Genomic DNA, 20474 nt, shown 5'->3' on the forward strand with positions numbered 1-20474 from the left:
CCGAGGACAGCGACGTCGTCCGGGTCAGCGGCCTCGTCGAGAAGCCCGACCCGGCCGACGCCCCGTCCAACTACGCCGTCATCGGCCGCTACGTCCTCGACCCGCACGTCTTCGACATACTGCGCCGGACCGAGCCCGGCCGCGGCGGCGAGATCCAGCTCACCGACGCCCTCCAGCAGCTCGCCGAGGACGAGAAGATCGGCGGCCCCGTGCACGGCGTCGTCTTCAAGGGCCGCCGCTATGACACCGGCGACCGCGGCGACTACCTGCGTGCCATTGTCCGACTCGCATGCGAACGTGAAGACCTGGGCCCGGACTTCCGGACCTGGCTTCGCAGTTACGTAGCCGAGGAGATGTAGCACGTTGAGCAGCGCCGCGCCCCACGTCACCGGCCAGGACCACTTCGGCCCCGACCACCTGTGGTCGGTGGACGAGCACCTGGAGGACATCCTCGCCACCGTCCGGCCCCTGGAACCCATCGAGCTGCATCTGCTCGACGCCCAGGGCTGCGTCCTCGTCGAGGACATCACGGTGCCGGTGTCCCTGCCGCCCTTCGACAACAGCTCGATGGACGGCTACGCGGTACGGGTCGCGGACGTCGCGGGCGCGAGCGAGGAGTTCCCGGCGGCCCTGGAGGTCGTCGGGGACGTCGCCGCGGGCCAGGCCGAACTGCTCCGCGTGGGCCCCGGCCAGGCCGCCCGCATCATGACCGGCGCCCCGCTGCCGCCCGGCGCCGAGACGGTCGTGCCCGTCGAGTGGACCGACGGCGGTCTCGGCGAGGGCCCGGTGCGCGGCATGCGCGCCCGCAGCCTCGGCCCCGAGGGCGCCACCGGGCACGTGCACGTGTACCGTCCGGCCGAGGCACGCGCGCACGTGCGCGCCAAGGGCAGCGACGTGAAGGCCGGCGACCGCGCCCTGGAGGCCGGCACCGTCCTCGGCCCGCCCCAGATCTCCCTGCTCGCCGCGATCGGCCGCGGCACCGTCCGGGTACGACCGCGCCCGCGCGTGGTGGTGCTCTCCACCGGCAGCGAACTCGTCCAGCCGGACACGGAACTGGGCACCGGTCAGATCTACGACTCCAACAGCTTCGCTCTCACCGCCGCCGCCCGCGACGCCGGCGCCATCGCCTACCGGGTGGGAGCCGTCGCCGACGACGCCGAGACCCTGCGCTCCACCATCGAGGACCAGCTGGTCCGCGCCGACCTGGTGGTGACCACCGGAGGTGTGAGTGTCGGCGCGTACGACGTGGTCAAGGAGGCCCTGTCCCACGTCGGCGACGAGGACGAGCCCGGCAGCGGCGTCGAGTTCCGCAAGCTCGCCATGCAGCCCGGCAAGCCCCAGGGCTTCGGCTCCATCGGCCCCGACCACACCCCGCTGCTGGCCCTGCCCGGCAACCCGGTGTCGTCGTACGTCTCCTTCGAACTGTTCGTCCGCCCCGCTATCCGCACCCTCATGGGGCTGAAGGACGTCCACCGTCCGACGACCCGGGCGACCCTGTCCGCCGGCAAGGCACTGACCTCCCCGAAGGGCCGCCGCCAGTTCCTGCGCGGCACGTACGCCGACGGCAAGGTCACGCCGGTCGGCGGCGCCGGGTCCCACCTGGTCGCGGCCCTCGCCCACGCGGACGCCCTGATCGCCGTCCCCGAGGACACCGTCTCGGTCGAACCCGGCACCGAGGTCGAGGTGGTCCTGCTCGGCCGATAGCCGCTGGTTGGGGGTACCGTGTCGCGCACAACAGGCCCGTGCGCCGCACCGCGACGGGCCCGGACCGGGAGCGCCACACAGCATGAGCACGCAGGACCCACCCCCGCAGGCCGGCCTCGGGCCGGACCGGCTGACGCACATCGACGAGGCGGGCGCCGCCCGCATGGTCGACGTGTCGGAGAAGGACGTGACCGCGCGCACCGCCCGCGCCAGCGGACGCGTCCTCGTCTCGCCCCGCGTGATCGAGCTGCTGCGCGGCGAGGGTGTCCCGAAGGGCGACGCCCTCGCGACCGCGCGGATCGCCGGGATCATGGGCGCCAAACGCACCCCCGACCTGATCCCGCTGTGTCACCCGTTGTCGGTGTCCGGTGTGAAACTGGACCTGTCGGTCGCGGACGACGCCGTGGAGATCCTCGCCACCGTGAAGACGACGGACCGCACGGGTGTCGAGATGGAGGCCCTCACCGCGGTCTCCGTCGCCGCGCTCACCGTGATCGACATGGTCAAGGCGGTCGACAAGGGAGCGGTCATCACGGACGTACGGGTGGAGGAGAAGACGGGCGGCAAGTCGGGCGACTGGAGCCGGTCATGACGTATCGCGCTCTCGTCGTCACGGCCTCGAACCGGGCCGCCGCCGGGATCTACGAGGACAAGGGCGGCCCGATGGTCGCCGACGGCCTGAAGGGCTTCGGCTTCGAGGTCGACGGCCCGCAGGTCGTCCCCGACGGCGACCCGGTGGAGGCCGCCCTGCGCGCCGGTGTCGACGCCGGCTACGACGTCATCGTCACCACCGGCGGCACGGGCATCTCGCCCACCGACCGCACGCCCGAGGCGACCCGCCGCGTGATCGACCACGAGGTGCCGGGCATCGCCGAGGCCATCCGGGCGTACGGCCGCCAGAAGGTGCCGACCGCGGCGCTCTCCCGGGGCCTGGCCGGAGTGGCCGGCGGCACGCTGATCGTCAATCTGCCCGGCTCCAGCGGCGGCGTGAAGGACGGCCTCGCCGTCCTGGAGCCGCTGCTCGTCCACGCCGTCGAGCAGCTCCGGGGCGGCGACCACCCCAGACCCGGCAGTGGGGGTGCGAGCTGAACAGCCCATCCTGGCCCGTGGAGCTGGTGGACGGCGACATCGTCCTCAGGCCGATAAAGCTGCGCGACCAGCGGGCATGGCGCGAGGTCAACCAGCGCAACCGCGACTGGCTGCGCCCCTGGGAGGCGACGATCCCGCCGCCCGCGCCGGGCGGGCCGATGGCGCACCGCCCCACCTTCCGCCAGATGGTCCGCCATCTGAGGTCGGAGGCGAACGCGGGCCGGATGCTGCCCTTCGTCATCGAGTACCAGGGGCGGCTCGTCGGGCAGTTGACCGTCGCCGGGATCACCTGGGGCTCGATGTGCTCGGGGCACGTCGGTTACTGGGTGGACGAGTCGGTGGCCGGCCGCGGGGTGATGCCGACGTCGGTGGCGCTCGTCGTTGACCACTGTTTCCGCAGCGTCGGACTGCACCGCATCGAAGTCTGCATTCGCCCGGAGAACGGGCCCAGCCGCCGGGTCGTGGAAAAACTCGGATTCCGCGAGGAGGGGCTGCGGCCGCGCTATCTCCACATCGACGGAGCATGGCGCGACCATCTCGTCTTCGCCCTCACGGTGGAGGAGGTGCCGGACGGCTTGCTGAAGCGCTGGCACCGGGCACGGTCGCAGAGCAACCCGGGAATGCGGCACCACCCCGGAAATTGAATAAGTGTTCGAAATTGATCGGTCGGTGACCGTCTCAGGGCAATGAATTCCCGGCCTGAGCGGTCTGCTGATCGCATCGGTCACAAAAAAAGTTCGAAATATCAGCCAGATCGTGCGACACACCGGCTCAATTGGCAGATGGCCTCACACAAACCCCTCTACGGTGTGAGACGTGAGCAGCAGCGGCCTCATCTACGCAGTCATTGTCGGGGCCTGGGCCGCCTACTTGGTGCCGATGTGGCTCCGTAGGCAGGACGAGCTGAACGAGGCCCGTCCGACGGAACGCTTCAGCACCGCCATCCGGCTGCTGTCCGGACGGGCGGGAATGGAGCGCCGGTACGCCAAGGACCTGCGGGCGCGCTCCACCGACGAGGGGGAGCAGGGCGCCGACGATCCGGACGCCGTCACCGACTCGGTGGACGTCCGGGCCTTCGCCGTGTCCAAGACGCGTCCGCAGACCCAGGCACCCGTCCCGTCGCCCGCCCCCGAGCAGCCGGCCCGCCCGGCGGCCCCCGAACCCCAGGCCCGGCAGTCGCCCGCACCGAACGCGGCACGCTCCGGGCGCCCCCGGGAGCGGGTGCCCGCCGCCCGGCGCAGCGCCTCGGCGCAGGCGAACCAGGCAGCCGCGGCACGAGCCCGGCGCTCGAAGGTCCTCGCGCGCCGCCGGCGCACCACCACCATGCTGTTCCTCGCCTTCACCCTCGGCGCGATCGTCGCCGCGGTCGGAGGACTCGCGTTCCTGTGGGCCCCCGGCGTGCCCGCGGTCATGCTCAGCGTCTACATCGCCTATCTGCGCTCCCAGGAACGCCGCCGCTTCGCCTACCAGATGGACCGCCGGATGGCCGAGGCCGCGGCCCAGCGCCTGCGGGAGCGGCAGCGTCAGCCCCGCCGGCGCGCCTTGGCCGACGAGGAGAGCGACGAACCGGAGGGGGGACCCGAGTCGGTGACCGACCCCGGCCTCTCGGCCCTCGCGGCGGACCGGCGCGCCCTCGTCGAGCAGACCGATCACGCGGAGTGGGTCGACCAGCAGCGCGAGCGCCGGCGGCGGCCCGGACAGGGCGGCGACAGCTGGGAGCCGGTGCCGGTCCCGCTGCCGACCTATGTGACGGCCCCGGTCGCCCCGCGGGCCACCAGCGAGGTGGACCTCGGCGCCCCCGACACGTGGAGTTCGGCCCGGTCGAGCACGGTGACCCCGGACGCGGACAACGACTCCGGCGCCGCCGACCACCCGGGCGAGCCGCACCCGCCCGCCCAGGACGCCGGCGACGGCGACGGACGCACCGACGCACTCCCCCACGCTCGAACGCGCTCGCGCGGGGAGACCCCCAGGGCGGCCTCCGCCAGGCGGGCCCGGGAGCGCGGCCGCACCCCGCTGTTCGACCAGTACGAGGACGGGGAGCGGCCCCGGGCCGCGAACGAGTAGCGCCGCGAAGCCGCAGGTGACCGCCCCTCGGGAACGGATTTCCAAGCAGGCCGATCGGGGTGCTAAAGTTTCACTCGTTGCAAGGGCCTGTGGCGCAGTCCGGTAGCGCACCTCGTTCGCATCGAGGGGGCCAGGGGTTCAAATCCCCTCAGGTCCACGCAGCTCAGAGCCCCGGTCGGGAAACCGACCGGGGCTCTGACGTGTGTTCAGTGCCACATCGTTGCCCAAGCTTGGCCCGGCCGTGGAGCTCCTTCGCGATCTCACCGCGGACACTGGGGCATCCAGCCCGCGCTCACCGCGGAGGTGCCGTGGCACACCTCGTTCCCGACGCAGTCGCCGCCGTCCTCGCGGGAGGGACGGACCTGTTCCTCGTCCGGGCGGCGTGGCTGCACTGGACCGGCTCCGACCGGGCGCCCGACATCTCGTACGGGTACTCGCTGAACCCGTCGGTCGTACGCGGGCACGAGCGCGGCATCGTCGCCCTCGCCGCCTGGGCGGTCTGTCTCACGGTCGGTGTCGCCGCCGGCACCGCTGCCGAGGGCGCAGCAGGGCTCGCACTGGTGCATGTCGCTGCGATCTTCACCCTAGGCTCACTCCCCTGGATGGCGCTGCATCTGACGATCGCCTGGTTCAACTGGCCGAAGGCGCTGGTGCCGCCGCACCGGCGGGGCGAGACCGGCTCGGTGACCGAATGGTGGCGGCAGCGCGCGACGCGTGACAAGGGCGCCGACGGGGGCGGCCTCTGAGCTCCCGTCAGCCGACGAGCCGCAGCCGCTTCGCGAAGCAGCGGCTCGCCTCGTGGTGGCGGTAATAGCCGAACTTGGAGCACGGCTCGTAGCCGCTGGACGTGTACAGGGCAATGGCCTCGGGCTGCTTGGTGCCGGTCTCCAGGACCATGCGGATGCGGCCGACCGCGCGGGCGTCCTCCTCCAGGGCGGCCAGGATGCGCCGGGCCAGGCCCCGGCCGCGCATGCCGTCGACCACGTACATGCGCTTGAGCTCGGCGTCGCCGTCGAGGTTGCCCTCGCCGTTGGTGTCCTGGGTGCGCCAGCCGCCCGAGGCGACGGGGGTGCCGTGCTCGTCGTACGCGATCAGGTAGACGCCGTTCGGCGGGTCGAAGTCCGCGGCGGCCATGGGTGTGGCATCGCCGTCGTCGCCGTAGCGGACGGCGTACTCGGCCTGGACCTGATCGTTCAGCTTCATGGCGTCGGGATGGTCGAAGGAGACCCGGCGTATGTGCATGGCCGCTACCGTATTCGATCCGGAACTGGACCTCGTCCAGCATGCCGGTATCGTGCCGGGGTGCTCACTGTGACCTCTGTGAATGTGAACGGGCTGCGTGCCGCCGCGAAGAAGGGCTTCGTGGAGTGGCTCGCCGGCACCGAAGCCGATGTGCTGTGCCTGCAGGAGGTGCGCGCCGAGCCGGAGCAGCTGCCCGGGCACGTCCGCGCGCCGGAGGGGTGGCATGTCGTGCACGCGCCGGCTGCCGCCAAGGGGCGGGCCGGGGTGTCCCTGTACAGCCGCCGCGAGCCCGACCGGGTCCAGGTCGGGTTCGGCTCGGAAGAGTTCGACGGCAGCGGGCGGTACGTGGAGATCGACCTGCCGGGGGTCACCGTCGCGTCCCTCTACCTGCCCTCCGGCGAGGTCGGCACCGAGCGGCAGGACGAGAAGGAACGCTTCATGGGCGAGTTCCTCGCCTACCTGAAGGGGCTGCGGGAGCGTGCCGCCGCCGACGGGCGCGAGGTGCTCGTCTGCGGCGACTGGAACATCGCTCATCAGCAGGCCGACCTGAAGAACTGGCGCGGCAACCAGAAGAGCTCCGGGTTCCTGCCGGAGGAGCGGGAGTGGCTGGGACGGGTCTTCGACGCGGCCGACGGCGGGTACGTCGACGTCGTACGCGCCCTGCACCCGGACGTCGATGGGCCGTACTCGTGGTGGTCGTACCGGGGGCGGGCCTTCGACAACGACACCGGATGGAGGATCGACTACCACGTGGCCACCACGGGGCTGGCCGAGCGGGCGGTCAAGGGGTTCGTGGAGCGGGCGGCCACGCACGCCGAGCGGTGGTCCGACCACGCGCCGGTGACCGTGGTCTACGACCGCTAGGGCTTTCGCATCCTCCGGTCCAGCGCCAGTGAAAGTTCCGCCTCCACCACGCTGCGGGCCAGGGGGCGCAGGCGGGGGAGGTCCTGGGCGGAGGTGTGGCGGAGGACCAGGTCGGTGAAGAGGTCGGCCAGGGCGTCGGCGTGGGTGCGGACCTGCTGGGCCGCGCGCAGGACCTCCGCGAGGGGGATGCCCTCGTGGACCAGGGCCGATGAGACGTCCAGCAGGCGGCGGCTGATGTGGACGATCTCCTCGCCGTCGGTGCCGAGGTAGCCGAGTTCCATCGCGGCGGCGAGGTTTTCCGGAGTGGCCTCGCCGGCGAAGTGGTCGGCCAGTTCCTCGGGGGTGAGGTGGACGGGCTCCTCCTCGGTGGGGCCGCCGACGCCGAGCAGGTCGCCGACGTCGCGGCCGTGGTCGAAGGCCTCCGCCAATTCCGCGATGCCGCTGAGGGTGTGGCCGCGCTCCAGCAAAGCCGTGATCGTGCGCAGCCGGGCCAGGTGCTGGTCGTCGTACCAGGCGATGCGGCCCTCGCGGCGGGGTGGCGGGATCAGTTTGCGTTCGCGGTAGAAGCGCAGGGTGCGCACCGTGATCCCGGCGAGGCGGGCCAGCTCTTCCATGCGGTATTCACGCTTCTCGGCCACCTGGGCACCTTAAGGCGTACTGCGGGTAACTTCCTTGCCCCGCCCCCTACCCATCAGTACGCCGCTGCCCTACGCTCCCACTGCGCCAGTGTTCACTGGCGTGGTTCTCGTGGTGTGTGGAGGTGTCGGCATGGGCGAGCGCGAGCATGTGCGGGTCGCGGTGGTCGGGTCCGGGTTCGGCGGGCTGGGGGCCGCCGTGCGGCTGCGCCGCGAGGGTGTCACCGACTTCGTCGTCCTGGAGCGGGCGAGCAGTGTCGGCGGCACCTGGCGGGACAACAGCTACCCGGGATGCCGGTGTGACGTGCCCTCGCACCTCTACTCGTTCTCCTTCGCACCCAATCCCGACTGGCCGCGCACCTTCTCGGGGCAGGAGCACATCCGCGCCTACCTGGAGCACGTGACGGACGTGTTCCGGCTGCGGCCGCACATCCGCTTCGACTCGGAGGTGAAGCGGATGACCTGGAGCGGCGAGCGGCTGTGCTGGGACATCGAGACCAGCAGCGGGAACCTCTCGGCGGACCTGGTCGTGTCGGCGACGGGGCCGCTGTCCGACCCGAAGGTGCCGGACATCCCCGGGCTGGAGTCCTTCCCGGGCCAGGTGTTCCACTCGGCCCGCTGGGACCACGACTACGACTTGCGCGGCAAGCGCGTCGCGATGGTGGGGACCGGTGCCTCGGCCGCCCAGATCGTGCCGTCGATCCAGCCCGATGTCTCGCGGCTCACCCTGTTCCAGCGCACGGCGCCCTGGGTGATGCCCCGCATGGACCGGACGATCAGCGACGCCGAGCGGTGGGTGCACCGGCGGTTGCCCTTCACCTCGCAGGTGCGGCGCGGACTGCTGTGGGGGATTCGCGAGTTGCAGGTCCAGGCGTTCACCAAGCATCCGAAGCAGCTCGGGCTCGTCGAGGACCTGGCCCGGCGGAACATGGCCCGGTCCATCAAGGATCCGGCCCTGCGGGCGAAGCTCACGCCGGACTACCGCATCGGCTGCAAGCGGATCCTGCTGTCCAGCGACTACTACCCGGCGCTCGCGCAGCCGAATGTGGACGTGATCGCGAGCGGGCTGAGCGAGGTCCGCGGCTCGACCCTCGTCGCCGCCGACGGCAGCGAGGCCGAGGTGGACGCGATCGTCTTCGGCACCGGCTTCCACGTCACCGACATGCCGATCGCCGACCGGGTCGTGGGCGCCGACGGGCGGACCCTCGCCGAGACCTGGAAGGGCGGCATGGAGGCCCTGCGCGGCGCCTCGGCGGCCGGTTTCCCCAACTGGATGACGGTCATCGGGCCCAACACGGGCCTCGGGAACAACTCGATGATCCTCATGATCGAGTCCCAGCTGAACTACCTCGCCGACTACGTCCGCCAGCTCGACGTGCTGGGCGGCCGGGTCGCCCTCGACGCCCGCCCGGACGCCGTGCGCACCTGGAACGACCGGGTGCAGGAGCGCATGAAGCGCACCGTGTGGAACACCGGCGGCTGCACCAGCTGGTACCTCGACGCGAGCGGCCGCAACACCACCATCTGGCCCGGCACCACCGGGGAGTTCCGGCGGGCGACGCGGCGGGTGGACCTCGCGGAGTACGAGGTGCTGCGGGCACCCGTGACCGGCAGGCCCGCCGCGCGGACGGCCGAGGTGGACGCGTGAGCCGCCTCCTGCACGTCGACTCCGGCCCCTACGCCCCGCCCGCCCCGGCGCGCGAGCTGACCGCCGTCTCCGCCGACGGGGCCCGGCTGCACGTCGAGATCCACGGGCCCGAGGGTGCCCCCGCCGTCGTCCTCGCCCACGGCTGGACCTGCTCCACAGCCTTCTGGGCGGCGCAGCTGCGTGATCTGGCCGCCGACCACCGGGTCATCGCCTACGACCAGCGCGGCCACGGCCGCAGCCCCGCGAGCCCCGCGTGCAGTTCCGACGCGCTCGCCGACGACCTGGAAGCGGTCCTCGAGGCCACCCTCGCGCCCGGCGAACAGGCCGTGATCGCGGGGCACTCCATGGGCGGGATGACCGTGATGGCGGCCTCCGGGAGAGCAGCCTTCCGGGCGCACGCGGCCGCTGTCCTGCTGTGCAGTACGGGCAGTTCGCAGCTGGTCGCGGCCTCCACCGTCGTCCCCCTGCGACCGGGGCGGGTGCGGACGTGGCTGACCCGGCGGATCCTCGGCTCCCGTGCCCCGCTCGGGCCGGTCACGCCGTTGGCCCGCCGGATCCTCAAGTACGGGACGATGGGCCCCGGTTCGGCCCCGCACATGATCGAGGCGTGTGCCCGGATCGTGCACGCCTGCCCCCGCACGGTCCGCCACTCCTGGTCGCAGGTGCTGGATCTGCTCGACCTCGACCACGGTGTGCGCGAGCTGGACGTGCCCACGGCCGTGCTCGTCGGTACGGCGGACCGGCTGACGCCGCCGGTGCAGGCCCGGGCCCTGGCCGCCGCGCTGCCGCACTGCACCGGGACCGTCGAACTGCCCGGCATCGGCCACATGACGCCCATCGAGGCGCCCGATCTGGTCAGCGGCACCATCCGGGAACTCGTCCGCGCACACGTCGAGGTCCACGCACACATCCAGGTCGTAACCGAGGAGAGCGCATGAGCAGGGTGAGCCTTGAGGGCAAGGTCGCCGTGGTGACCGGGGCGGCGCGCGGCGTCGGGGAGTTGCTGGCCCGCAAACTGTCGGCGCGTGGTGTGAAGGTGGCGCTGGTCGGCCTGGAGCCGGACGAGCTCAAGCAGGTCTCCGGCCGGCTGCACGGCGACAGTGACCACTGGCACGCCGACGTCACCGACCACGAGGCGATGGCCCGCGTGGCGAGCGAGGTCGAGGAGCGCTTCGGCCGGGTCGACATCGTCGTCGCCAACGCCGGTGTCGCCACCGGCGGGCCGTTCGCGGACTCCGACCCGGAGTCCTGGCGGCGGGTGATCGAGGTGAACCTGATCGGTTCGGCGGTGACCGCCCGGGCCTTCCTGCCGCTGCTGACGCGGAGCCGGGGCTATCTGCTGCAGATCGCCTCCCTCGCGGCGATCACCCCGGCGCCGATGATGACCGCGTACTGCGCGTCCAAGTCGGGCGTGGAGGCGTACGCGCACAGCCTGCGGGCCGAGGTCGGGCACCGGGGCGTGAAGGTGGGTGTCGGCTATCTGTCGTGGACCGACACCGACATGGTGCGCGGGGCCGATCAGGACGACGTCATGCGGGAGTTGAGGCAGCGGCTGCCGTGGCCGTCCAACAAGACCTACCCGCTGGGGCCGGCCGTGGACCGGCTCGTGGAGGGGATCGAGCGCAGGTCGAGCCATGTGTACGGGCAGTGGTGGCTGCGGGGGATGCAGGGCGTGCGCGGCTACCTGCCCGCGGTCATCGGGACGGTGGGCCAGCGCGAGATGCGACGGTTCGCGGACCGGCTGACGGGCATGCGCACGGGCCTTGTCGGGGCCGGTGGAGCGGCCGATGAACAGCAGCGGACTACGCTCCGTAAGTGATCGACATGCGCAGGGTCACGACCCGTGTGAATCTGATCGAGCCAGATCCCCTCACCCCCAACGGGAGTGAACCCACATGGGTATGAAGGACCAGTTCCAGGAGAAGTCCGAGCAGTGGCAGAACCAGGCTCGCCAGAAGGCGGACCAGGCTCGCGAGCAGGTGCAGGGCCGCGGTCGCCGGCGCGACGAGGACATGGACCCCTCGCGGCCGCAGCGCGACCGTGAGCGCTCGGAGCCGCAGCGCGACCGTGAGCGTGAGCGTGACCAGGAGGACCGCTTCGACCAGGACTACGACGCCTGACGTTGCGTGCCGCAGGAAAGGGGCGCCCCTGAGCGGGGTGTCCCTTTCCCCTTGCGGCGCCCGGGCGTTCACGCCCTGGGCGGTAGCTTCGGACGGGAGCGGTCCGGTACGTCACTGTAGGTCGGCGGTGTCGCCGGCGGGTCGGTCTCCAGCAGTCCGAGCGCCAGCTCCACCGCGTCGGCCAGCTGGGCGTGCCGTCCCTCGGCCCAGTCCAGCGGGGTGCGCAGGACGTCGATGTCTGGGGCGACGCCCTTGTTCTCGATCGACCAGCCGTACGCGTCGAACCAGGCCGCGTTCATCGGCACCGTGATCACCGTGCCGTCACCCAGTTCGTGACGGCCGGTCATGCCGACCACACCGCCCCAGGTGCGCTGTCCCACGACCGGGCCGAGCTTCAGCAGCTTGAACGCGGCGGTGATCATGTCGCCGTCGGAGGAGGTCGCCTCGTCCGCCAGGGCCACCACCGGGCCCCGCGGCGCGTTCGAGGTGTACGACACCGGCTGGGCGTCGCGGGTCAGGTCCCAGCCCACGATGGTCCGGCTCAGCGTCTCGATGACGAGTTCGCTGATGTGACCGCCCGCGTTGCCGCGCACGTCCACGATCAGCGCGGGGCGGGACACCTCCATGCGCAGGTCGCGGTTGAACTGCGCCCAGCCCGAACCGCCCATGTCCGGGATGTGCAGATAGCCGCAGCGTCCGCCGCTCAACTCGCGCACCACCGCCCGGCGTTTGGCCACCCAGTCCTGGTAGCGCAGCGGGCGCTCGTCGACCAGCGGGACGACGGCGACCCTGCGGGGCGGGGCCCCACTGTGCACCGGGACTGCCACCGAGTCCGCCGCCGGGCCGTCGGCCGGGACTGCCGCCGGGCTCTGTGCCGAGTCCGCCGCCGGGCCGTCGGCCGGGACTGCCGCCGAGTCTTGCGCCGAGCCCCCCGCCGAGTTCTCCGCCGGGTCGAAGGTCAGCTCCACCGTCGTACCGCCCGCGCCGGCCAGCAGGGGATACGGGCCCGTGTCCGGGTCCACCGGGCGGCCGTCCACGTGGGTGAGGACCGCGCCCTCCCGGATGCCCGTGCCGGCCAGCGGGGAGCGGGCCTTGGAGTCGGAGGAGTCGCCGAGCAGGATCCGCTTGACCGTCCAGCCGCCGTCCCTGCGTACGAAGTTGGCGCCCAGCAGGCCCTGCCGGCGCTGGTAGTGGGGCGGGCCCTCGTTGCGCCGGGCGGCGGTGACATAGGCGTGGGACGTACCCAGTTCGCCGAGGGCCTCGCGCAGCAGGTCGGCGAACTCGTCGGGGGAGGCGACCCGTTCGACCAGCGGACGGTACTGGTCCAGCACCCCGTCCCAGTCGATGCCGCACATGCCCGGTTCCCAGAAGTACGCCCGGATCAGCCGGCCGGCCTCCTCGTAGGCCTGCCGCCACTCCGCCGCCGGGTCGACGGTGTGCAGGATGCGCCGCGCGTCGATCCACACCGTCGAGTCGGAGTCGCCCGGTTCGTTGGCCGGGACCGCGCGCAGCTCGCCCTCGTCGACGATCACCAGCCGGCCGCCGTCGCCGCTGACCGCGAACCAGTCGAGGTGCTGGGCGAGTTCTGACTTCCTGGCCTTGGTGATGCCGAAGTGCTCCAGGGTCGGGCGGCCGCTGGTGTCGTCCGGGTTGGCGAACGTCTCGCCGAGGGCGCCGGAGATCGGCCAGCGCAGCCACACCAGCCCGCCGCCCGCGACCGGGCGCAGCGCCGAGTACTTGGAGGCGGCCACCGGGAACGGCGTGACGCGGCTCTCCAGCCCCTCGGCCTCGACGGTCACGGCGGCTCCGTGGTCGCCGTCGCCGTCGTCCTCGACCGGATCCAGGCCACCGGCGGCCGGGCGGCCCTCGGGGTTCACCGCGAACGGGGAGGGCGTCGCCGAGGACAGCGGCACGAGGTACGGGCGGCAGCCCAGCGGGAAGGACAGGTCGCCGGTGTGCACGTCGTAGACGGGATCGAAGCCGCGCCAGGACAGGAAGGCGAGGTAACGGCCGTCGCTGGTGAAGACCGGGTTCTCGTCCTCGAAGCGGCCGCCCGTGACGTCGACGATCAGCCGCTCCCCGTCCGCCGGCCCGGTGAGCCGGGCCATCTTGATCTGCCGCAGGGACCGCCCGATGCCCGGGTGCGACCAGGTGAGCCACGCTCCGTCCGGGGAGAACGCGAGGTCGCGCACGGGCCCGTTGACCGACCGGATCAGCTCGGTGACCTCGCCGCCGGAGTCCTCCGTGACGTCCACGAGGAGGAGCCGGCCGTCGTGCGAGGCGACCGCCAGCCGCTCGCCCTCCGGGTCCGACACCAGCTCGTGCACGCGGCCCAGCCGGCCCGGGGCCAGCCGCCGGGGCGCCCGGTCGCCGCTGACCCGGGGCAGGGAGGCGATCTCGATCGCGTCCTCGCCCTCGGCGTCCGTCACGTACGCCACCCGCCCGCTGCCGCCGAGCATCTCCGGCAGCCGCACCCGGACGCCGGGCGTGTCGGTGAGGGTGCGGGCGGGGCCGTCCCGGTGGGTCAGCCAATACAGGCTGCCGCGCACGACGACGGCACTGGCCCGCCCGGTCTCGTCGACGGAGAGCCCGTCGAGATGCCGGGACGCCGGCACCTGGTAGGGGCGCCGCCCGGCCCGCGGCCCGCTCAGCCGTACGTCCAGCCGGCGCGGCTCGGAGTCCGGGGACAGGTCGTCGACCAGCCACAGGTCGCCCCCGCACTGGTACACCACCCGGGTGCCGTCGCTGGCGGCGTGCCGGGCGTAGAAGGCGTCGTGGTCGGTGTGCCGGCGCAGCCCGGAGCCGTCGTAGGCGCAGGAGTAGAGGTTGGCGACGCCCTCGTGGTCGGAGAGGAACGCGATGCGGCCGCCGACGAACATGGGGGAGTGCAGGTGGCCCCCGATGCCTTCGAGCAGCCGTTCGCCGTGCAGCCAGAGCCGGCCCGTCGCCCCGCCGCGGTAGCGCTTCCAGGAGGCCGGTTCGTGTGGCGGGGTGCCGGTTAGGAGGAGGGACTTGCGCTCCCCGTCCACGTCGGCGACCTGGATGTCGGAGACCGGCCCCCAGGGCAGTTTGCGGCCCGGGTCGCCGCCCGGGGTGACTTTGTAGGCCCAGGTGAAGTAGGAGAAGGGCTCGCCGTGCGAGGCCACGGCCAGGATCTCGCCGTCCGGGGTCCAGCCGCAGACCCGGGTGTCGGCGCTGCCCCAGTGGCTCACCTGGCGGCCCGGCCCGCCGTCCACCGGGACGACGTGGACCTCGGGCACCAGGCTGCGCCAGCTCGTGTACGCGAGATGGCGGCCGTCGGGCGAGAAACGCGGATGACCCGCCTTGGTGCGGTCGACGGTGAGCCGCCAGGCCCGGCCGGGGGTGTCGAGCGGGGCGAGCCAGAGGTCGTCCTCGGCCACGAAGCACAGCAGGTCGTCATGGAGGTGCGGCAGACGCAGATAGGTCACGTCCTCATGCTTTGCCCGGGGGCATACCCGGGCAACTCAGGGCAGAAGCGGGGTGGTGACCCTTGCATGTACGAAACCGTTTCGTTTCTATAAGAAGTGCGCTACATTCGGGACGTACGAAACCGTGTCGTTCGGAGCAGGAGGGCAAGAGGGATGGCCGAGGTCGCCGCCGCGCGTCGCAGCCGGATCACCCCCGAGCGTGAGGCCGAGCTCTACACGGCCGTGCTCGACCTGCTCCGCGAGGTCGGCTACGACGCCCTCACCATGGACGCAGTGGCCGCGCGCACCCGGTCCAGCAAGGCCACCCTCTACCGCCAGTGGGGCGGCAAGGCCCAGCTGGTCGTCAAGGCGCTCCGCCACAACAAGCCGGTGAAGAACCTCGACGAGGTCGACACCGGTTCACTGCGCGGCGACTTCCACGCGATCATGGCGCGCGCGGACGACGCCGAGATGGAGCAGAACGGCGCACTGATGCGCGGCCTGGCCACGGCGATGCACGCCAATCCCGATCTCCACAGCGAGTTCCGGAGCCAGATCATCGAGCCGGAGATCGCGGACTCGCGCCGCGTGCTCCAGCGGGCCGTCGACCGGGGCGAGGTCCGCGCGGACTGCCCCGCGCTGGAGTTCGTGGTGCACATGATGCTCGGCGCCTTCGTCACCTGCGCGATCGTCGACGACCGGCCCCCGACGGCGGCCTTCCTCACCTCGTACATCGACGCCGTGGTCCTCCCCGCCCTCGGCGTACCCGCCGAGTAGTCCCCCTCGGCCGGCAGCGAGCCGCGCCCCCGCGCTCCGGACCACTCGCGTGCGCCCTACACCGACTATTACGGTGCTCCCCATGACGACGACAGCCGCCACGGACGCCGGGAGCTCCGGAGCTCATCCCCGTTTCGCCGAAGCCCTGCGGGAGCTCGGGCTCGGGGACCTCGTGAGCCAGGTCCGCCGCTTCCCCGACGCCACCCGTACCGCCGCCGAGGCCGCCGCCGCGGTCGGGTGCGAGCTGAGCCAGATCTGCAAGTCGCTGATCTTCGCGGCATGGGGGTCCCCCCTGCTCGAGCGAAGCCGAGAGCTTGGGGGAGGTGTGCCCGTGCTCGTGCTCATGGACGGGGCCTCCCGGGTCGACCTCGAACTCGTCCGCAAGGAGCTCGGCGCCGCCAAGGTCACCCGGGCCAAGGTGGACGTCGTACGGGAGACCACCGGGTACGCCATCGGTGGCGTACCGCCCTTCGGGCACCGGACCAGGACCCGGGTGCTCGCCGACCGGTCCCTGCTGGAGCACGACGTCGTCTGGGCCGCGGCCGGGACGCCGTACACCGTGTTCCCGATGGCTCCCGAGGACCTCGTGACGTACGCCGACGGCACCCTGGTGGACGTGCGCGAGCCCTCCTCGTGACCCCTCTGGTCACCGCCGCCGTCCTGCTCGCCGCGGTCACCCATGCCAGCTGGAACGCCATCGCCCACAAGATCACCGACAAGCTCGTCGGCTTCGCGCTGATCTCGGGCGGCGGGATGGTCATCGGGCTGGCCCTGGCACCCTTCGTGGCGTTCCCGGCGGCCGGGGCCTGGCCGTATCTGCTCGGCTCCGCCGCCGTTCACATCGCCTACTACGCCCTGCTGATGACGTCCTTCCGGCTGGGGGACTTCGGGCAGGCCTATCCCATCGCCCGGGGCACCGCGCCCCTCGTCGTGACCCTGCTCGCCGCCCTCTTCGCGCACGAGGTGCCCGACGGGTGGGCCGCCGCCGGGATCGCCCTGTCCTGCGCGGGGCTGACCGGCGTCGCCCTGTGGGGACTGCGCGGGCGGCGGCCCGACTGGGCGGCGATCGGGGCGGCCCTGGCGACCGGGCTGACCATAGCCGTGTACACCGTCGTCGACGGGCTGGGCGTGCGGGCCTCCGGGTCCTCCCTCGGCTACATCGCCTGGCTGATGGCGGTCCAGGGGGTGGTCATCCCGGCGTACGCCGCGTGGCGCTGGCGTGGGGAGACCGTCGCCCTGCTGCGGCCCTTCGCCGGGGTCGGGCTGATCGGTGCCGCGCTGTCCGTCGCCGCGTACGCCCTAGTCCTGTGGGCCCAGACCAGGGCCGAACTCGCACCCATCGCGGCCCTGCGCGAGTCGTCCATCATCGTGGGCGCGGCGATCGGGGCCGTGTTCTTCAAGGAGCGGTTCGGGGTGCCGAGAATCGCGGCGGCCGGGCTGCTGGTCGTCGGGATCGGGCTGATGCTGCACGCCGGATGAGAGCCTGTCGGGCGGGGGGCATGCCGGACAGGGGTCTGTCAGGCGGGTGCGTGCGGCCGGTGCGAGGAGCACCCTGGAACTAAGCGTTCCGGAGGTGATCGTCATGATGCACACCACCGTGGGGTGGCACGTCGAGATGGAGTTCACGGAGGACGACCAGCACACGCGGGCGGCCGCGATGGTCCGTCTGCCCGACGGCACCGAGGTACGGGCGCACGGCCACGCGAGCCGGCACCGGACCGACGCCAATCAGCCGAGGGTCGGGGAGGAGATCGCCGGAGCGAGGGCACTCAACGAACTCGCCATGCAGTTGCTGACCAAAGCGCACGAGGAGATCGACCAGGCCTCCGGGCGGACCTCGCACCCCATCCACGTCTGAAGGGTGCGCTCGGACGCTCTCGCGTCGGGCTGAGTACCAAGGTGTGCCCGGGCGGGCTCGTGGCTGCGGGGGGCGTGGTCCGGCAGGAGCAGCCCTTCACTCTCCTGGAGCGCCCCGCTGAGCGGTGAGCGCGACCCGGGCCAGGAGGTCTCGAAACTGGACCCGATCCTCTTCGCTCAACTCCGCGAGCAGCTGTGATTCAGTGGCCGTGACATCAGTTCGCACGCGCTGCAGCTGCGCTCGGCCTTCGTCCGTCAGGATCACGTGGCGAGCTCGCCGGTCCCGCGGATTCGGGCGTCGCGACAGCAGACCCAGCCCTTCCAGGTCGTCGAGAAGGTAGGTCATCACCGTTCGGTCGAGGCCGACCCGGCCGGCCAGTTCGAGCTGCGTGGGGGGCTTTTCCTCGGCAGCGGCCAACGCCATGAGCACCAAGTAGGCGCGTGATCCTCCGGGCAGCGCCTCCGCGGCCTCGGCCGCAGCACGCCGAAGCGCCCCCGAAATGATGCGAATGGCCCACACCAGGTCGTTGTCCAGGTCTGGACACTCAGCGCTGCTGCTCGCTCGGCCGCGGGGTTCAGAGGACATCCCGTCACCGTAGCAGCATTCGGCATGCCGACAGACAGTCTTGCCAGGAGATGTTCTGCTGGACATACTATCTGTGTCACAGCAGAACTCTGTGGAGGTACCGCACCGTGAACCTGTTCCGTCTCGACGCGAGCATCCGTACCGAAGGATCGGCGAGCCGCGCCCTCGCCGACACCGCCGAGCAGGCGTGGCTCGCCCAGCACCCCGGCGGGGTCGTGACCCGGCGCGACCTCGGCGTCCAGCCTCTGCCCGGGGATGCGTGGACCGCGCTCGCCGGCGCCGTCGTCAACCCCTCCGTACCGGCCCCGGACGAGGCGCGCGAGCTCCTCGACCGTCTCGGCGCGGAACTCCTCGACGCCGACGCGTTCCTGTTCGCGGTGCCGATGTACAACTGGAATGTCCCGGCGCAGGTCAAGACTTGGCTCGACCTGATCCTGAATCACCCCCGGCTGGGCGTGCACGGTGACTGGCCGCTCAAGGGCAAGCCGGCGATCCTGACGTTGAGCCGGGGCGGCGGCTACGGGCCAGGCAGCCCGAAGGAAGGCTGGGACCACGCCACGCCCTACCTGCGCAGGATCCTGGCCGACGTCTTCGGCCTCGACCTGCACATAGCCGAGGCGGAGCTGACCCACGCGTTCTGGGAACATGGAGTCGCTGCGAGGGCTGGCCGAAGAGTCGATGAAGACGGGGCACGAGCAGGCCGCCGAGCACGGCCTGCGGGTCGCCCGGCTGATCACGGCCTGACGCCCCGGGGTCTGTCTCGGACGAGCTGGGCGCGGAGGGCTAGACCCCCAGCACGCCCCGTACCGCCCGCACCAGCCCCTGCGCCCGCGGGTCCGCCGTCACCGTCTTGCGGAAGCCGTTGGTGACGTAGCCGAAGGCGATCCCCGTCTCCGGGTCGGCGAAGCCGAGGGCACCGCCGCGCCCCGGGTGGCCGAAGGAGCCCGGGGTGAGGAACGGCGAGGCGCTGCCGTGCAGCATGTAGCCGAGGCCGAAGCGGGTGCCGACCACCAGGACCCGGTCCGGGCCCGCCGACTCCTCGGCCCGGGCCAGTTCCACGGTCTCCGGGGTGAAGAGGCGCCCGGCGCCGGCCGTGTCGCCGATCAGGGTCGCGTAGAAGCGGGCCAGCCCGTCCGCCGTCGCCATGGCGTTGGTGGCGGGGAGGGCGCTCGCGCGGTAGGCGGGGTCGTTCTGGTCCGGGAAGGGGGAGATCGCGGCGAACGCCCTGCGTGTGAGGGAGGCCGGGTCCTCGTAGGCCTCGGTGACCGAGCGCTTGGGGCGGGCCCGCAGACCACCGGTCGGCTCGGCTCCCTCGACACGGCCCACCCGTCCGACCCGGCCGGCCTCCGACTCCGGCAGACCGAGCCAGAGGTCCAGCCCCAGCGGGCCGGTGATCTGCGACGCCAGCCACTGCCCGGCGCCCTGACCGGTCACGCGCCGCACCAGCTCGTCGACCAGCCAGCCGTAGGTGAGCGCGTGATAGCCGTGGTCGGTACCGGGCTCCCAGACGGGGGCCTGCGCGGCGAGCGCCTCCGGGCCCCGCAGCGGGTCGAGCGCCTCCCGCGGGGTGAGCGGCCGGTCGAGGACCGGCAGCCCGGCGCGGTGGTTCAGCACGTGCCGGACCAGCACCCGCTCCTTGCCCCGGGCCTTGAACTCGGGCCAGTAGTGCCCCACCGGCGCGTCCAGGTCCAGCTGCCCGCGCTGGTGCAGCAGCAGGAGCACGGCGGCGGCGACCCCCTTCGTCGCCGAGCGCACGACCTGGGCCGTGCCGCGCTCCCAGGGAGCCGTGCCGTCGACGTCCTTGGTGCCGCCCCACAGGTCGACGACCTTCTGCCCGTCCCGGTGGACGGCGACCGCCGCGCCCCGGTCCCCGAGCGTTTCGAAGTTCCGTACGAACGCGTCCCTCACCGGCTCGAAGCCCTCGGCCACTGTGCCGTGCACGTCCACGCCCGTACTCCTCGTCTCGCCGCCGCGCCGCTGGTTGCCCCTCTAGCCAAGCAGGATGGTCACGTCGATGTTCCCGCGGGTCGCGTTCGAGTACGGGCAGATCTCGTGGGCCGCGTCCACCAGCCTGGTCGCGAGGTCGGCGTCGACGACCGGCAGCGAGACGCTGAGGGCGACCGCGAGGCCGTAGCCGCGCTGCTGGTTGGGGCCGATGCCGACCTTCGCGGCGACCGTGGAGCCGGTCAGGTCGTAGCCCTCGCGATTGCCGACGAGGATCAGGGCGTTGTGGAAGCAGGCGCTGTAGCCGGCCGCGAAGAGCTGTTCCGGGTTGGTGCCGTTGCCGTCGCCGCCGAGCTGCGGGGGCATCGCGACCCTGAGGTCGAGCTGACCGTCCTGGCTGGTCACATAGCCCTCGCGGCCGCCGTGGGCGGTGGCCTCCGCCACGTACATGATCTTCGTCGGGCGGGTGTCGACGGCGGGGCCGTCAGTCATGCTGTCCTCCCCCGGAACCAA

The 20474-nt window shown here is 72.3% G+C and carries 23 protein-coding genes and 1 tRNA gene; 18 read left to right on the forward strand and 6 right to left on the reverse strand.

Going from position 1 to position 20474, the window contains the following annotated elements:
- From ABT116_RS13340 to ABT116_RS13375, 8 genes are all read left to right on the forward strand, one after another.
- Positions 1-359: sugar phosphate nucleotidyltransferase (locus tag ABT116_RS13340; RefSeq protein WP_351631941.1), on the forward strand; the 359-nt coding region annotated here is incomplete at its 5' end.
- A 4-nt stretch (positions 360-363) separates the two neighbouring features.
- Complete coding sequence (gene glp, locus ABT116_RS13345) at positions 364-1704, forward strand: molybdotransferase-like divisome protein Glp (protein ID WP_351631943.1); 1341 nt, start codon at positions 364-366, stop codon at positions 1702-1704.
- Positions 1705-1786: 82 nt separating this feature from the next.
- Positions 1787-2296 (forward strand): cyclic pyranopterin monophosphate synthase MoaC, encoded by a 510-nt coding sequence (moaC, locus tag ABT116_RS13350; RefSeq protein ID WP_351631946.1) that lies wholly within the window; start codon positions 1787-1789, stop codon positions 2294-2296.
- Complete coding sequence (locus ABT116_RS13355; protein ID WP_351631948.1) at positions 2293-2793, forward strand: MogA/MoaB family molybdenum cofactor biosynthesis protein; 501 nt, start codon at positions 2293-2295, stop codon at positions 2791-2793. Before moaC ends, ABT116_RS13355 begins: the two co-directional genes overlap by 4 nt.
- A gap of 26 nt (positions 2794-2819) precedes the next feature.
- On the forward strand, positions 2820-3437 hold the full coding sequence (locus ABT116_RS13360; protein WP_351632030.1) for a GNAT family N-acetyltransferase: 618 nt from the start codon (positions 2820-2822) through the stop codon (positions 3435-3437).
- A gap of 172 nt (positions 3438-3609) precedes the next feature.
- Complete coding sequence (gene sepX, locus ABT116_RS13365; protein ID WP_351631950.1) at positions 3610-4860, forward strand: divisome protein SepX/GlpR; 1251 nt, start codon at positions 3610-3612, stop codon at positions 4858-4860.
- Between the two features lie 83 nt (positions 4861-4943).
- Positions 4944-5017: transfer RNA gene (locus ABT116_RS13370), tRNA-Ala, on the forward strand.
- Between the two features lie 151 nt (positions 5018-5168).
- Positions 5169-5606: a hypothetical protein gene (locus tag ABT116_RS13375; RefSeq protein WP_351631953.1), complete on the forward strand. Its 438-nt coding sequence runs from the start codon at positions 5169-5171 to the stop codon at positions 5604-5606.
- A gap of 7 nt (positions 5607-5613) precedes the next feature.
- Here the strand turns inward: ABT116_RS13375 and ABT116_RS13380 are convergent, their stop codons facing one another.
- Positions 5614-6102 (reverse strand): GNAT family N-acetyltransferase, encoded by a 489-nt coding sequence (locus tag ABT116_RS13380; protein ID WP_351631955.1) that lies wholly within the window; start codon positions 6100-6102, stop codon positions 5614-5616.
- 60 nt (positions 6103-6162) lie between these two features.
- On the opposite strand from ABT116_RS13380, the gene ABT116_RS13385 reads away from it, so the two are divergent.
- On the forward strand, positions 6163-6966 hold the full coding sequence (locus ABT116_RS13385) for an exodeoxyribonuclease III (protein WP_351631957.1): 804 nt from the start codon (positions 6163-6165) through the stop codon (positions 6964-6966).
- Here the strand turns inward: ABT116_RS13385 and ABT116_RS13390 are convergent.
- Positions 6963-7604, reverse strand: a complete 642-nt coding sequence (locus ABT116_RS13390; protein WP_351631960.1) for a MerR family transcriptional regulator — start codon at positions 7602-7604, stop codon at positions 6963-6965. The genes ABT116_RS13385 and ABT116_RS13390 overlap by 4 nt on opposite strands.
- A gap of 130 nt (positions 7605-7734) precedes the next feature.
- Here ABT116_RS13390 and ABT116_RS13395 point away from each other — a divergent pair, with 130 nt between their 5' ends.
- The 4 genes from ABT116_RS13395 to ABT116_RS13410 all read left to right on the forward strand — a co-directional run bounded on the left by ABT116_RS13395 (position 7735) and on the right by ABT116_RS13410 (position 11369).
- A complete protein-coding gene (locus ABT116_RS13395) occupies positions 7735-9249 on the forward strand; it encodes a flavin-containing monooxygenase (RefSeq protein ID WP_351631962.1) in 1515 nt (504 codons plus the stop codon).
- Positions 9246-10187 (forward strand): alpha/beta fold hydrolase, encoded by a 942-nt coding sequence (locus tag ABT116_RS13400; RefSeq protein ID WP_351631965.1) that lies wholly within the window; start codon positions 9246-9248, stop codon positions 10185-10187. The genes ABT116_RS13395 and ABT116_RS13400 overlap by 4 nt, the downstream gene beginning before the upstream one ends.
- Positions 10184-11068, forward strand: a complete 885-nt coding sequence (locus ABT116_RS13405) for an SDR family oxidoreductase (protein ID WP_351631967.1) — start codon at positions 10184-10186, stop codon at positions 11066-11068. The genes ABT116_RS13400 and ABT116_RS13405 overlap by 4 nt, the downstream gene beginning before the upstream one ends.
- Before the next feature lie 76 nt (positions 11069-11144).
- Positions 11145-11369 (forward strand): hypothetical protein, encoded by a 225-nt coding sequence (locus tag ABT116_RS13410; protein WP_351631970.1) that lies wholly within the window; start codon positions 11145-11147, stop codon positions 11367-11369.
- Between the two features lie 68 nt (positions 11370-11437).
- Here the strand turns inward: ABT116_RS13410 and ABT116_RS13415 are convergent, their stop codons facing one another.
- Positions 11438-14818 carry a S41 family peptidase gene (locus tag ABT116_RS13415; protein WP_351631972.1) on the reverse strand — a complete coding sequence of 1127 codons (3381 nt, stop codon included), beginning with the start codon at positions 14816-14818 and terminating at the stop codon, positions 11438-11440.
- 153 nt (positions 14819-14971) lie between these two features.
- Between ABT116_RS13415 and ABT116_RS13420 the strand changes: the two genes are divergently transcribed.
- The 4 genes from ABT116_RS13420 (at position 14972) to ABT116_RS13435 (ending at position 17432) form a co-directional block, all read left to right on the forward strand.
- Positions 14972-15574 carry a TetR/AcrR family transcriptional regulator gene (locus tag ABT116_RS13420; RefSeq protein ID WP_351631974.1) on the forward strand — a complete coding sequence of 201 codons (603 nt, stop codon included), beginning with the start codon at positions 14972-14974 and terminating at the stop codon, positions 15572-15574.
- Positions 15575-15656: 82 nt separating this feature from the next.
- Complete coding sequence (locus ABT116_RS13425) at positions 15657-16211, forward strand: YbaK/EbsC family protein (RefSeq protein ID WP_351631976.1); 555 nt, start codon at positions 15657-15659, stop codon at positions 16209-16211.
- Positions 16208-17053, forward strand: a complete 846-nt coding sequence (locus ABT116_RS13430; protein ID WP_351631979.1) for a DMT family transporter — start codon at positions 16208-16210, stop codon at positions 17051-17053. The genes ABT116_RS13425 and ABT116_RS13430 overlap by 4 nt, the downstream gene beginning before the upstream one ends.
- Before the next feature lie 103 nt (positions 17054-17156).
- Positions 17157-17432, forward strand: coding sequence for a DUF1876 domain-containing protein (locus ABT116_RS13435; RefSeq protein WP_033312149.1), 276 nt, complete (start codon positions 17157-17159; stop codon positions 17430-17432).
- Between the two features lie 96 nt (positions 17433-17528).
- Here ABT116_RS13435 and ABT116_RS13440 read toward each other — a convergent pair whose 3' ends face one another.
- A complete protein-coding gene (locus ABT116_RS13440; RefSeq protein ID WP_351632032.1) occupies positions 17529-17861 on the reverse strand; it encodes a MarR family winged helix-turn-helix transcriptional regulator in 333 nt (110 codons plus the stop codon).
- Positions 17862-18124: 263 nt separating this feature from the next.
- On the opposite strand from ABT116_RS13440, the gene ABT116_RS13445 reads away from it, so the two are divergent.
- Positions 18125-18886 (forward strand): FMN-dependent NADH-azoreductase, encoded by a 762-nt coding sequence (locus tag ABT116_RS13445; RefSeq protein ID WP_351631981.1) that lies wholly within the window; start codon positions 18125-18127, stop codon positions 18884-18886.
- On the opposite strand, the gene ABT116_RS13450 is transcribed toward ABT116_RS13445, so the two are convergent.
- Entirely contained in the window at positions 18801-19964 is a 1164-nt protein-coding gene (locus ABT116_RS13450) for a serine hydrolase domain-containing protein (RefSeq protein ID WP_351631984.1), read from the reverse strand. The two genes, ABT116_RS13445 and ABT116_RS13450, sit on opposite strands and share 86 nt — an antisense overlap.
- 42 nt (positions 19965-20006) lie before the next feature.
- Positions 20007-20453 carry an organic hydroperoxide resistance protein gene (locus tag ABT116_RS13455; RefSeq protein ID WP_351631986.1) on the reverse strand — a complete coding sequence of 149 codons (447 nt, stop codon included), beginning with the start codon at positions 20451-20453 and terminating at the stop codon, positions 20007-20009.
- Positions 20454-20474 lie beyond the last annotated feature (21 nt).

It is taken from the genome of Streptomyces sp. NPDC002130, assembly GCF_040296465.1.
Classification (GTDB): domain Bacteria; phylum Actinomycetota; class Actinomycetes; order Streptomycetales; family Streptomycetaceae; genus Streptomyces.